Source organism: Flammeovirgaceae bacterium (genome assembly GCA_015180985.1).
GTDB lineage: Bacteria > Bacteroidota > Bacteroidia > Cytophagales > Cyclobacteriaceae > UBA2336.
In genome coordinates, this window is sequence record CP054185.1 from 2,745,381 (window position 1) to 2,759,054 (window position 13,674).

Sequence of the window (13,674 nt, forward strand, 5' to 3'; positions counted from 1 at the left end):
GAGATTACACGGCAATCATACTGAGTTTGGTATTACGCGGCAACACAACTTTAAACGTTGTACCTAAATCAATCTGGGAGGTAAAAGATATTTGGCCATCCAGTTTTTCAACGGCTTTCTTAACAATATAAAGTCCCAGTCCATTGCCTTTCGAATAATGGCTGGCCCTGAAGTACATATCAAAAATTTTATCGTGGTAGGCCGCATCTATCCCATGGCCGTTATCAGTCAGTTCCAATACTACCTTGTCGCCTTCTTCATAAACCTGTAAACTTAGTTTAGGATTTACGGGTGAGGCAAACTGAAGGGAGTTCTCAACCAGGTTTTCTAGAATAACTTTTATCAGCACCGGGTATGATGTAAAGGGGGTTGCCAGGTTAACGGTGCAGTCTATCAAAAAATGTTTGCGTGTCAATTCTTCACGGTAACTGTCGCAAACCGAATCAAACAGTTCCCGTACTGCCACTTCTTTGTAATACAGTTCCAGGGTACCCACATCGCTGATGGATTGAAGTTTTACCAGCATTTTATCCAGGTTCATGGCTGTTTCGCGCACGCGTTCAAACAATTCAAGCGCGGCCGGATCTTTAACGGTAATCTTAGCAACCTCGGCCAAACCCAAAAAAGTGGTAAGCGGCCGCCTGAAATCGTGCGATGAGCGGTAAAAAAAGGTGTCTAACTCTTTATAGGCCTGTTTTAACTCGTTGGTACGCCTGCTCACCTCTTCTTCAAGGCCGCGGTTAATTTCGTTAATGGTTTGGTTGGCCTCCATCAGTTCTTCCGACTGGGCCTGGATTTCTTCCTGCTTTTCGGCCAATTGCTGATTAAGTTTAGAAAGTTCACGGTTCGCCTCAGTTAGTTCTTCCGTTTGGGTTTGAATCTCCTCATGCTGCTCTTTTATTTCCAGGTGGGCCCGCTGGATAGTTTGCTTTGACTTGTAAATATTCCAGGCCAATGCACTTATCAGTACAAAAGCAAAAATTGCAGATGCAATAACCAGCCGCTGTGTTTGAATTTGAGTTTGTTGTATTGACAATTGGTTCTCACGGATTTGCTTCTCCTGGTTTAGTAGTTTAATCTGCTGTTCTTTCTGTTCAATCTGGTAGATAGCCTGCATCTCGGCCATCTTGGCCCGGCTGCTGGTAGTATAAATACTGTCGCTCAGTACCTTTGCCTTTCGCTGGTATTCGAACGCCTTTTTATAATCGTTACGGCTACTGTAAAACTCCGCATAATTTTCATAATTATTTTTTAGAAGCAATCGTGAGTTCGTCTCAATGGCTGCCTTGTTGGCCATGCGTAAATAGCCTTCAGCTTCGCCCAGCCGGTTAAGCCGCATTAAGGTTTTGGCAATGGCATTGTACGAAATACCCTGACTGAGTTTACTGGTTACCCGCTCTTCAATACTGATGGCCTGTTTTTGAAGAGCTAATGCTTTTTCCAGTTGCCCCATGTCTTCATATACCAGCGACAGGTTGAAAATGGTTGCCGATACACCTTCAAGGTGCCCGATAACTTCCCTGATTTGTTTTGATTTCTCCAATTCCTGAATAGCCTCGGCATGCCGTTTCTGCAGGAGGTAAATGAGCCCGCGCACATTGTGGCAATACGAAACACCGTGCTGGTTGCCAATTGCCGCATGGATGGACTGCGAACGATTTACATAATCTAAGGCCAAGTCATAATTACTTAATTCCTTATACACCCAGGCCAACTCGCTATAAGCCGTTGCAGTACGCAAACGCAGGTTGTGCTTTTCGGTAATTTTAAGCGTTTCGTAAAAATATCTGGCTGCCATCTCAAACTGACCAAGTTCCTCATAAATTTCACCAATGCGTTGAAGTACTTCGGCCTGCTGGGGCGGGTATTGGTACTGCTTTAGTATCTCAAAGGCCTCAAAAGCTTCTTCAAGCGCTTCGGAGTAATTGCTTTGGCGCATGGCCAGATCGGCCAGGTTAAGATGGTACTGAATGAGTTGATAGCGATTTGCAATCCTGTTTACCAGGGTCAGGCTTTTAAGGTAGTATTCCTTTGCCTTATCATATTGCAAAAGGTTGGCATAGGCCTTTCCGGTATATAACCAGATGCCTATTTGAACAACAGGATCAGAAACCTCATCGGTATATTGTTGGGCTAACGCCAGTGCTTCCAGCGCTTCAACATTCCGATACCGGACTACATTAGTTAAACCAATGTTTTTATACGCTGTGGCAATGGATTTTCTATCGTTTGTGGCCAGCGCCTCTTTCAGGGCCAGGTTGTAATAATGCTCGGCTGAATCAAAATTGGACAGATCGCGGTAGGCGCTTCCCATCATAGAATAATTATACAGCGTCAATTCGGTTGAATTTTCAACCTTTACCGAATCCGATAACCGATAGTACCGGAAAGCTGTTGGAAAATCGGATTTACTAACATAGCCTATGCCCACATAACAGTAACTGCGTTTAATGCCTTTAAGGTAATTTGCAGCCAATGCCTGCTTCAGGGCTTTTTCAGCAAACTCAAGGGCTAAAGAATCATCAAAATCATAAAGTTCATAGGCAATATCGCAGAGAATGTCAACCCGTTTTGCCGGGTCTCGCTCAATCGTAAGTATCGTACGAAGACTATCGGCAACAGGGGTTTGACCCAAAAGGCTGTTTGTAATGAGTAAAGCAAAAAAGCCACCCAGCCAAAACCTACTACGAAACCTCACTGCAGACAATTTAATGACCTCAAGCTAAGAGTTTTATACGGCTCAATCAATAGATTTAATTTCACAGCAAAATCCTTATTAACTTTCAGCCTGATGCTTGGTAAATTATCATTTGTTGGAAGCAAAGGACTTCAGCAGGAAAAACAAAAGGACTACCGCAACGTGGTGCTCATCCAGGTAGCTATTATTACCATGGGGATGCTCCTGTCGGGTCCACTGCTGGAGGATTCCCGGAGCGAGATTTCTAAATTCATTATTTCGGTTTTCTCATTTTTTGGTGCGCTTTATGCATTTTTGCTATGGGACCTGCTTCGGAATTTCACCACCAGCAACCTGCTCATCCGGGTCATCCTCTTCATCTTAATAGGCATTGTGGTATTCGGCATTCTGATTGAATTCCCCTATTATAAGCTAATAGAAATTGAAAACAGGCGGGCTGCCCTGCTGGTTATCCACGGCTTGCTCTTCCCTATTGAAATCATCGTCATTGCCTTTACGATACGGGATATATTCGGGTCAGAATTTCTAACCCCCGATAAACTTTGGGGCTCGGCCTGTGTTTACCTCATGACGGGTATTTCGTTTGGAAGTTTGTACGACCTAATCTGCATCAGCGGCTTTGGCAACCTGGGTATCGATTTGGAGCTGGGCATACCCAACTATGCCGAGTGCGTTGGCCATAGCCTGAGCCTGCTGGGCGGAATAGACTCACGTTATCCGGATGCTACCTACCTGATTAAAAACCTGGGCGTAATTGAAGGACTGTGGGGCAGTTTGTTTACCGTGCTCATTATTGGCAAATTGCTGGGCTTACCCAAACCCACTGAGAAAAGTTAACATGCACTTAAACCAAAATTAAAATACCACTATGAAAGGAAACCGTTTCTTACCCTTTATTATCCTCGGTGTAATCGCCCTGTTTGTGATAGCCGGGATATCATCAAGCTTATTTTACACCGTTCAGGCCGATGAGCGCGCTGTTATTTTTTACAAGTTTGGCAGCGGGCTGGATAAAGAAAATGTGATTCAACCCGGGTTTCATACCAAAGCCCCGTGGAACGATGTGTACATCTATACCGTAAGGGAAACAGCCACCGATGAAAACATGGATGTACTTGATAAAAATGGCTTACCCATCCATGTAGATGTAACGGTTCGTTTCTTTCCTGTGCCTGAAAAAATCGGCTACATCCACGAAAAGTTTAACCGCGGTTATGTAAACACCCTTATTATACCCGAAGCCCGCTCGGCCGTGCGCCAGGTGATGGGTCGTTACACTGCCGAAGAAATTTACTCGACCAAACGGGCCGAAGTAGAAAACACCATCAAGTCTGAATGTGAAAACATCCTCAGCCAGAACAATGTACACATGGCCGCCCTGCTTATCCGGTCTATCCAGTTGCCCGAACAGATTCGGGTGGCGATCCAGAACAAATTGCAACAGGAACAGGAGGCGCTGGCCTACCAGTTCAGACTTGAAAAAGAAAAAAGCGAAGCCGAGCGTAAGCGCATCCAGGCCGAGGGTGAGGCCAGGGCCAATAACATTATTAACAACAGCCTTACCGATAAACTGCTAAAAATGAGGGGGATAGAGGCAACTTTAGAATTGGCTAAATCGCCTAACTCAAAGGTGGTTGTTGTCGGCTCCGGCAAGGATGGTTTGCCGATGATACTGGGAAATAATTAATTACAACAACCATATTTTTTTGAAAAAGGCAACCTGTTATCTTTAAAAGCATCAGAAAAAAATACTAAGCACCAGAAAAACAAACTGACATGGCAAAAACGGTTGAACTTATTATTGAGGGTAAATCCTACACCTTCCCTGTAGTTGAAGGCAGTGAAAAAGAACTGGCCATCGACATCAGCGACCTGCGCGACAAAACCGGGTACATAACGCTCGACATCGGGTATAAAAATACCGGTTCAACCAAAAGCGCCATTACGTTTCTGGATGGTGAACAGGGCATATTGCACTACAGAGGGTATGCCATCGAAGAACTGGCCGAAAAATCGACTTTTCTTGAAGTTGCCTATCTGTTGATCTTCGGTGAGTTGCCTACCAAGGCTGAGTACGAAAAGTTTACAACCGACATCACCAAGCGCACGCTGGTGCATGAGGACATTAAAAAAATATTGGATGGGTTTCCGTCCACCTCCCACCCGATGGGTGTGCTTTCTTCGCTTTTCTGTGCGCAAACGGCCTTCTACCCCGAATCGCTTAACCCAAACCGGCCTCCGGATGGCGTGTACCTGAGCATCATCCGCTCGCTGGGCAAAATGCCCACCTTCGCGGCCTGGTCGTACAAAAATGCCATCGGCCACCCCGTGAATTACCCCGACAACAAGCTGGATTACTGTGCCCGTTTTTTAAAGATGATGTTTGCATTACCCGGGCAGGACTATGAAGTTGACCCTGTTGTTGCCGATGCCCTGGATAAACTCTTCATTCTGCATGCCGACCACGAGCAGAACTGCTCCACCTCTACGGTTCGCATAGTAGGGTCATCCAAAGCAAGTATCTATTCAGCCATATCAGCAGGTATTAATGCGCTGTGGGGCCCCTTGCATGGTGGCGCCAACCAGGAAGTGATCATTATGCTGGAAAACATCCGCAAAGACGGTGGCAACATTGATAAGTGGATCGCCAAAGCAAAAGACAAAAACGATCCGTTCCGGCTGATGGGTTTCGGCCACCGTGTGTACAAAAACTTCGACCCCCGTGCTAAAATCATCAAGAAAGCTGCCGATGACGTGTTGACAAAACTAGGCGTTAATGACCCGATATTGGACATAGCCAAGCAATTGGAAGAAATTGCATTGAAGGACCCTTATTTCGTTGAGCGCAAGCTCTACCCGAATGTTGACTTCTATTCAGGTATTATTTATCGGGCATTGGGCATTCCTGTAGACATGTTTACCGTAATGTTTGCCATGGGCAGGCTGCCCGGCTGGATTGCCCAATGGAAAGAACTGCGCGACCAGGGCGAACCAATTGGCCGGCCGCGCCAGGTGTACACCGGCAAAACCATCCGGCCGTTTGTGCCCATTGATAAACGGTGAGCCGCGTTCGTCATTTGAATTTCTAAGGCTGAAGGATTACTTTCAGCCTTATTTTTTTTATGGAACTCAGCGAACAATTTAACCAGGCCGTAGGCCGCTCGAAAGAACTGACCAAACGGCCGACCAACGAGGAACTGCTTCAACTCTATGCTTTGTACAAACAAGGATCCGAGGGCGATGTCAGCGGAGAGCGACCCGGTGGCTTTGATTTTAAGGCGATTGCTAAGTACAATGCGTGGGCCGAACTCAAAGGTAAAACCCGCGAACAGGCTATGCAGGAATACATCATCCTTGTAAAAAAACTGGAGGAAACCTATCGGTAACGGGTATGCAAACCCTGTTTTATCAGCCCGGCATTCTAACAGGAGTAACACACCTAAATCCGGAAGACTCGCGTCACTGCGTTAAAGTACTCCGAAAAAAAAGCGGAGATACGATTTATATTACCGATGGTGCCGGGTCAATTGCTGAGGCTGTTATTAACGATGCTTCGTCCGACCGATGCATTTTTAGAATACAGCAAACAATACAGCATGCTCCCCGTGGCTATTTCTTTTGGTTGGCCGTTGCCCCCACAAAAAACACCGATCGGATGGAATGGCTTGTTGAAAAATGTGTTGAAATCGGGATTGACCGCATTTCGTTTATTCAAACCGTGCATTCAGAACGAACGAATGTAAATATAGAGCGAATACAGAAAATTGCCGTCAGTGCAATGAAGCAGGCCCTTCTACCCTTTTGTCCGGTCATTGATCCGGTGCTTTCCTTTGATCAGTTTATAGGCAGCATAACCAGTGGCCAGCGGTTTATTGCAAAAGGTAATGCCGGTAACATGCACCTGATGGATAGTGCAAAAGCCGGCCAGGCGTGTACGGTTTTGATTGGCCCGGAGGGCGATTTCACCGATGATGAACTTTCGATGGCCATCCATTCCGGTTTCATCCCTGTTTCATTGGGTAATTCCCGGTTGCGTACAGAAACGGCAGGGCTGTCTGCCTGCCTCACCATCAGCTTGATAAACAGGCATTTGAACCAAAACCTTACACAGCCATGAAAATGGACACACCGCCCGTGGAGGATGTCAATGTTTCTAAGTAACATTGTGGTATGGAACGAAAAGCCGAAATTCAAAAAACCATCTACGACAACGCCAAGTCGCACTTTTTAGGAAATTTTCCGGACTCACTGCCAATCGAACAAGCCTATGTGCACATTGGCATGTACCTGGGTTGGATTATCGACAATGACCTGTACTCAGAATACTTTGAGGAAGAAGCCTCCATCCAGATTTTCCGGTTTAAACGAAGAGAAATTTCATGTACAATATTAAGCGAGATATGGGACGGATACCTTGGTTATGAATTGTTTAACCGGCAGGGCAATATGTTTACGTACTACTACTACGGTGGCGGCCTGTATCGCAACGATTATGATGAAATCCTGGTAAAATCCTTACCCTCCATTTACCACGTTACCGATAGCTGGGAGAATTACGAAAAGATGAAAACGCGGATTGACATGCGTTTTCAGGATTGGAAAAAACTGGTGGGCAACTAAGCTATTTTATCTTTCCGGATTTATCCACTACGATTCGCTGCTCGCCAGCCCGCAGTATTAAATCGCCAGTATCAACTTGAAATTGTAGTTCTTCCGGAACAAAGTCCATCGGCAGGTTAATAGCCCACGATAACCCATCGGATCGGTAAATTTTTGTAAGCGTAGCCGGGTATTTTTCTTTAACCTTCTGGCCCCACCAAATAAGCACGAAAAATATATTTTCTCCTTGATCCACAGTAAGACGTGCCCTGATACCTTCCAATCTGCGTTCTTTCAGGTTCGCTTTATCAATAGGAAACTTTACTTTGATAGTTGGTTTACGCGAGGGGGTAATGTTATAAAAGTATCCTTCGCCATTCAGTGAATCCGTAAAAACAATGCCTGCCGAGTATCGCTGTTCAATAAGCAGGGGCTTAAATTTAGATTTACGCTGAATGGTGAGCGGAATGGAATCTGAACCGGCCAGCAGCCAATTGATGGCTTCTGTCCGCTGTGCCAACTCCTCGAATTTTTTCTTCATTTCACGGTCGGCAAATTCACGTTCAGCTTTTATCCAGCTTTTAAGCAACGAAGTACTGTTGTAGGTGCTGGTAACAAAGTGCTGATAGTTCAGGGCTTCTTCATCCACATTGCGCATCAACAACTTAACAGCCAGACTATCAACCTTTTTCAGTTGCTTAATCTCACGTTTGATCAGTTCAAGCTGCAAAAAAACATCGGCTGAATCTTTTAATTTTCTTGAATCCACCAGGGCCGATTTATATTCCAAATCAGCCATCTTCAATGCTAAAACATCCATGGGCAATGGTTCCGGATCCAGCTTTTTGAGTTTGTCGTTCAGTAAACTTTCGGCCAACCGGGCCAAACCGCTTTGCACCGATACCGAGTCGGCCTTTAACTTATCGGAAAGTTTATTGATTTCGATGTCGTAAGTAACCAGATCAGCTTTTACCGGCTTGAGTTCATTGTCAATTATCTTAATGGCCTGTTCAGCAAACAATTTATAGTTCCAAATCAGCAGGTTGTTTTGGTAAAAATCTGTCATTTCGGCTCCATCAGTTTTGAAGTCCTTAATCTCGCGAAGATTCCATTGTTGATTATAGGGTGTTTTGCCCAGGTTGCTGATACTGGTTTTATAGTTTTCGAATGACTTTGAAGCTGCGTCAAACGTTGTTGAAAGTTCCTTCAACTGAGCCACTACACGGTCATCGGCCCGCAGGTAAAATTCGCGTAAACCCGGATAGCCCTGTTGCAGGCCCACAAACAACTCGTTGCAGCGGGTATAGGCTGATTGTGTTTCCGTAAAGTAATGTTTAACCATGTTTACCTTATCCTTCCGCTCGCGCATACCGTTAATGCGGTTTTGTAAATCGAACTGGATATGCGCCAGTTTTATTTCCATAACACCGGTGCGCAGGTCGCGCTGTGAATACATGGCATAATAATCCTTCTCCTTTTTAATTTCCTTATCGGTAATCATGGCGTTGGCCTTGTTAAATAACAGAATGGCCGAATCCATGTTGACCAGCGCCTGCTGGGTATTCTTCAGCACGTCCTCTTTAATGGCTTTTTGTTCATAAATTAAGCCCAGGTACAGGTACGCGTTTGGATTGTCGGTAGTTTCTTTAAGGTACTTTTTAAGAAAGGGTTCAGCCGCTTCGTACTGGTTGGTGCTGAGCAGAGAAAAAATATCCTTATACTTCAGTTTTTGCGGAAAGGCCACCACCGAAGCTAAAGCAAAAAGAAGAAGATTGAAGGCTCTAATCATTCGTTACTACGGGTTTTCGGTCGAAATTAAGTATTTTCCGAATATTGCATAATTTGTACCAACAACGCGTCCAAAATGAAAATTTTTAAAGCTCAATACAAAACTACAGGCCTATACCGTTTTGCCAAACCACTTTTAACGGTGTTGGTTATTATGCTTATCCTCCATTACTCTGGAATGCTTGCCGGGGTGACGGGCTTAACCAACAGCCAACCGGCCTATTCGGGCAAAAGAGAATTTAGCGAAGAAAGTACCGCAACAACCGAACGCTTTAATTACGACTTTATGGTTAAGGATATGGATGGTAACCGGTTTAGCTTTACTGACTACAAAGGCAAGGTTGTATTCCTTAACCTGTGGGCAACCTGGTGCGGCCCCTGCCGGGCTGAGATGCCCGGTATTCAAAGCCTGTATTCAAAAATTAAAAACGAAAATGTTCGATTTGTTATGCTCTCTATTGATGAGGACAGGCAGCAGGCAAAGGTAAAAAAGTACGTAAGCGACAAGCGGTTTACTTTTCCTGTATTTATGCCCAGCGGCCAGTTAACGCAGCAATTGTCAGTACCATCTATTCCTACCACGTTTATCATCAATAAATACGGCATAGTGGTTCAAAAAAAAATCGGAACCACCAATTTCGATACACCTAAATTCAAGAAATTTCTTGAGGACCTGGCCGCTGAATAAAATTTAAACACGCTCCCCCACCAGCCGGAGGCCGTCAAGTGTCAGGTTTGGATCAACCGCTGTAAATGTTCCGTTTAACGGTGTGATAATGGACGATAATCCGCCTGTTGCAATGGATTTTATTTCCGGATCATTGAGTTCTGTTTTGATCCGCGTAAGCATGGATTTAACCAATCCTTCATAACCCATCAGAATACCCGCCTGAATGGCGTGCACGGTATTTTTACCGAGCACCGAGTGGGGTAGCTCCAGCGGAACATCAAAAAGCTTAGCCGTATTTTGCGAGAGCGCCCGGATAGCGGTTTTTAAACCGGGCACGATGGCCACACCTTCAATGCTGCCAGCCCCCGAAATGGTAGTGAACGTTAGTGCAGTACCAAAATCAACCACTACACAGTTGGCTTTGTACTTATCGTAAGCAGCCACTGCATTGGCTACCAGGTCGCTGCCGATTTCATAGGGATTAAGCACTTTAATGTTCAGCTTAGGATACACGTCAGGGCCCAGCACAACCGGGTTCTTTTCAAAAAGTGTAACCGTTACGTTAATAATTTTTCCGGTAAGGTTTGGCACTACGCTGCTCATGATGATGCGGGCCACATCGGCAGTCTGAATACCGGCTTCAGAAAAAAACTCACGGATTTTAATACCATAAAACAATTCAGGCCTATCAGCCACGGCTGGAATACGCCATACGTGCAACCAGGAAGTACCTTTGGCAAGGCCAATGGTTACATCCGAATTGCCGATATCAATTACGAGTATCATGCCAGTTCGATGAGTTGTTTTTTTAATTTCTTCATTCCGCTACTGGCTTTATCGGCTATTCCGGTCAGTTTGGAAATACCGTAAACATCCGGAAGTTTTGGATCAACAACAAATTTAGGGGTATCATAAGGAACATAATGGATGAGTCCGGCTGCCGGATAAACCACCAGCGAAGTTCCCACCACCAGAAAGACATCGGCTTGCTGAGCATACAGAATGGCCTCGTCCATACGAGGCACCAGTTCGCCAAACCAGACAATGTTGGGCCGCAACTGCGATCCTCTTTCGCATAAATCGCCAGGGTTAAGCTGCCAGCCGGTTATGGGATACACCAGGCTTTCATCGGCTGTACTGCGCGATTCAAACAGGCTTCCGTGCAGGTGAATGACACGGGTTGAACCCGCGCGTTCATGAAGGTCATCCACATTCTGCGTAACAACCGTTACATGAAAATACTCCTCAAGTTCGGCAATTACCCGATGCCCTTCGTTAGGTTCTGCTTCACGAGCGCGCTTTCTGCGTTGATTATAAAAATCCAACACCATAGCCGGGTTACGCGCCCAGCCTTCAGGTGAGGCCACGTCTTCAACACGGTAGCCTTCCCACAAGCCACCGTTGTCGCGGAAGGTGGGTATGCCGCTTTCGGCACTGATGCCCGCCCCTGTAAGCACCACCAGTTTTTTCATGTTTATTCAACCGCTTTCTTCCTGCGCGTAAATCCACGGCCTTTTCTTTCGGGTGCAGCATCGGCAAGAGCTACACACTCCTCCAGAGTTAATTCCTTAGGGTTTTTATCTTTCGGGATCTTTACATTCTTCTTCCCCGCCTTTATGTACGGACCAAACCGGCCATTCAATACCTGGATATCCGGGTTCTCATCAAATACCTTAATGGTTTTGTTGGCATCGGCTATACGCTTGTTTTGTATTAACTCAATGCACCGATCATAAGTAACGGTGTAAGGATCATCTTCTTTCGGGATGGAGACATACTTCTTATCGTGCAATACATAAGGACCGAAGCGGCCAATGCCTACAACCACAGGCTTGCCTTCAAACTCGCCCATCTGCCGGGGCATCTTCATTAACTCCAGCGCCTCTTCAAGGGTAATGCTTTCGATAAACTGCCCTGGCCGCAGGCTTGCAAATTTTGGTTTTTCACCGCCATTATCATCGGGGTTTTCGCCTATTTGCACATAGGCACCAAACCTGCCCAGCTTGGCATACACGTTCTTACCCGTTTTCGGGTCAACACCCAACTCACGACTTTTACCTACCGATGATCGCTCAACCTGCTCGGTCTTCCGCACCTTTTTGCTGAACGGCTTGTAAAAGTTATCAATCATTTTACGCCATTCCAGCTTCCCTTCGGCAATCTCATCAAACTCCAGTTCTATCTCCGAAGTAAAGGAGTAGTCGGTAATATCGGGGAAATGTTCTACCAGAAAATCGTTTACCACCATGGCGGTGTTGGTCGGGAACAATTTATTCTTCTCAGCACCAGTAATCTCAGTCTCCTTCGTCTTGGTTACTGAGTTATTTTTCAAAATAAACACATTGTATTCCCGCTCAACGCCCTCGCGGTTCTCTTTAACAACGTACCCGCGTTTCTGAATGGTGGAAATTGTAGGTGCATACGTTGACGGCCGGCCAATACCCATTTCTTCCAGCTTTTTAACCAGGCTGGCTTCGGTATACCGTGGCGGTGTTCGCGAAAAAGCCTGCCGCGCCAGCATTTCGTTCAGGTTTAGAGTCTGTCCCATGGTAAGTGGTGGCAGTACTTTACCGTTTTCCTGCTCATCATCCTCATCGCCCGACTCCATATATACTTTCAGAAACCCTTCAAACTTCACCACCTCGCCAGTGGCCGATAGTGTTTGCGGATTGGTGGATATTGAAATAGTGGCCGTGGTTTTTTCCAGTTCCGCATCGGCCATTTGTGAGGCGATGGCGCGTTTCCAGATTAACTCGTACAACCGGAGGGCGTTTCGGTCCATGTTGGGATCCAACACCGAAAAATCCGTAGGCCTGATGGCTTCGTGTGCCTCCTGGGCTGAAGATGATTTGTTTTTATACTGGCGCAGTTGAACAAATTCATTTCCATAAGCCGAAATGATTTGCTGCCGGGCCCCCTGTTGGGCTTCGTCCGAGAGGTTAACCGAGTCGGTACGCATGTAGCTGATCTTACCGGCTTCATACAACTTCTGAGCAACCACCATGGTTTGCGATACCGAAAAACCAAGTTTGCGTGCCGCTTCCTGTTGCAGGGTTGACGTTGTAAACGGAGGCGCTGGCGAACGCTTAACGGGGCGGGTTTGTAAATCAGCAATGGTATAAACTGCCCCTTTGCATGACTCAAGAAATTCAAGCGCTTCTTTTTCCGTTTCAAAACGCTCACCTAATTCGGCCTGCAATTGCTTACCATTGCCTAAATCAAACTGGGCGGTTACCCGGTAAGCACTCTTTATTTTAAAGTCGGCTATTTCACGTTCGCGTTCCACCACCAAACGCACAGCCACCGACTGCACCCGGCCGGCCGAAAGACCGGTTTTAATTTTCTTCCAAAGAATAGGCGATAGCTCATAGCCCACCAGCCTGTCAAGCACCCTGCGTGCCTGTTGCGCATTAACCAGGTCGGTATCAATGCCGCGAGGATTTTCAATGGCGTTGAGAATGGCCTTTTTGGTTATCTCGGTAAAAACAATACGCCTGGTTTTCTTATCATTCAGGTTCAGTACTTCCTTCAGGTGCCAGGATATAGCCTCTCCTTCGCGATCTTCATCGCTGGCGAGATAGACCATCTCCGCATCCTCAGAAAGTTTTTTAAGTTTATCAATAACCTCCTTTTTATCGGGGCTTATTTCATAGGTAGGCTCATATCCATTCTCCACATCAATGGCATCACCGCCCTTGGGTAAATCGCGCACATGCCCCATGCTGGAAGCAACTTTATATTCCTTTCCCAGGTAGCTTTCTATTGTTTTTGCTTTCGCAGGAGACTCAACAATTACAAGGTTTTTTGCCATGCTTTGGGTTTATCAACGGTTTCAAATATCTGTAAAATTTTAAATAATCAAATTTTGATCAGTACAGCATGTACACGAACCGGATAACTAAGTAACTGAATTACACCA

12 protein-coding genes are annotated in these 13,674 nt (G+C 45.8%); 7 read left to right on the top strand and 5 right to left on the bottom strand.

Annotated features, from left to right (window positions below; translation table 11 throughout):
• Positions 1-4: 4 nt before the first annotated feature.
• Complete coding sequence (locus HRU69_12595; protein ID QOI98271.1) at positions 5-2,698, bottom strand: tetratricopeptide repeat protein; 2,694 nt, start codon at positions 2,696-2,698, stop codon at positions 5-7.
• Between the two features lie 93 nt (positions 2,699-2,791).
• On the opposite strand from HRU69_12595, the gene HRU69_12600 reads away from it, so the two are divergent.
• From HRU69_12600 to HRU69_12625, 6 genes are all read left to right on the top strand, one after another.
• Positions 2,792-3,535 carry a hypothetical protein gene (locus HRU69_12600; protein QOI98272.1) on the top strand — a complete coding sequence of 248 codons (744 nt, stop codon included), beginning with the start codon at positions 2,792-2,794 and terminating at the stop codon, positions 3,533-3,535.
• Positions 3,536-3,566: 31 nt separating this feature from the next.
• Complete coding sequence (locus HRU69_12605) at positions 3,567-4,385, top strand: prohibitin family protein (GenBank protein ID QOI98273.1); 819 nt, start codon at positions 3,567-3,569, stop codon at positions 4,383-4,385.
• An 89-nt stretch (positions 4,386-4,474) separates the two neighbouring features.
• A complete protein-coding gene (locus HRU69_12610) occupies positions 4,475-5,761 on the top strand; it encodes a citrate synthase (protein ID QOI98274.1) in 1,287 nt (428 codons plus the stop codon).
• Positions 5,762-5,820: 59 nt separating this feature from the next.
• A complete protein-coding gene (locus HRU69_12615) occupies positions 5,821-6,084 on the top strand; it encodes an acyl-CoA-binding protein (GenBank protein ID QOI98275.1) in 264 nt (87 codons plus the stop codon).
• A gap of 5 nt (positions 6,085-6,089) precedes the next feature.
• On the top strand, positions 6,090-6,815 hold the full coding sequence (locus HRU69_12620) for a 16S rRNA (uracil(1498)-N(3))-methyltransferase (GenBank protein QOI98276.1): 726 nt from the start codon (positions 6,090-6,092) through the stop codon (positions 6,813-6,815).
• A 53-nt stretch (positions 6,816-6,868) separates the two neighbouring features.
• The gene (locus tag HRU69_12625; protein QOI98277.1) at positions 6,869-7,318 is read left to right on the top strand and encodes a hypothetical protein; all 450 of its coding nucleotides are present in this window, start codon (positions 6,869-6,871) and stop codon (positions 7,316-7,318) included.
• Position 7,319: 1 nt separating this feature from the next.
• Here HRU69_12625 and HRU69_12630 read toward each other — a convergent pair whose 3' ends face one another.
• Complete coding sequence (locus tag HRU69_12630; GenBank protein QOI98278.1) at positions 7,320-9,086, bottom strand: hypothetical protein; 1,767 nt, start codon at positions 9,084-9,086, stop codon at positions 7,320-7,322.
• Between the two features lie 75 nt (positions 9,087-9,161).
• On the opposite strand from HRU69_12630, the gene HRU69_12635 reads away from it, so the two are divergent.
• A complete protein-coding gene (locus HRU69_12635; protein QOI98279.1) occupies positions 9,162-9,773 on the top strand; it encodes a TlpA family protein disulfide reductase in 612 nt (203 codons plus the stop codon).
• A 3-nt stretch (positions 9,774-9,776) separates the two neighbouring features.
• Here the strand turns inward: HRU69_12635 and HRU69_12640 are convergent, their stop codons facing one another.
• Genes HRU69_12640 through topA form a run of 3 tightly spaced genes read right to left on the bottom strand, consistent with a single transcriptional unit; the run spans position 9,777 to position 13,566 of the window.
• Entirely contained in the window at positions 9,777-10,541 is a 765-nt protein-coding gene (locus tag HRU69_12640; protein QOI98280.1) for a type III pantothenate kinase, read from the bottom strand.
• The gene (locus HRU69_12645; GenBank protein ID QOI98281.1) at positions 10,538-11,227 is read right to left on the bottom strand and encodes an NAD-dependent deacylase; all 690 of its coding nucleotides are present in this window, start codon (positions 11,225-11,227) and stop codon (positions 10,538-10,540) included. Before HRU69_12645 ends, HRU69_12640 begins: the two co-directional genes overlap by 4 nt.
• A gap of 2 nt (positions 11,228-11,229) precedes the next feature.
• A complete protein-coding gene (gene topA, locus HRU69_12650) occupies positions 11,230-13,566 on the bottom strand; it encodes a type I DNA topoisomerase (GenBank protein QOI98282.1) in 2,337 nt (778 codons plus the stop codon).
• Positions 13,567-13,674 lie beyond the last annotated feature (108 nt).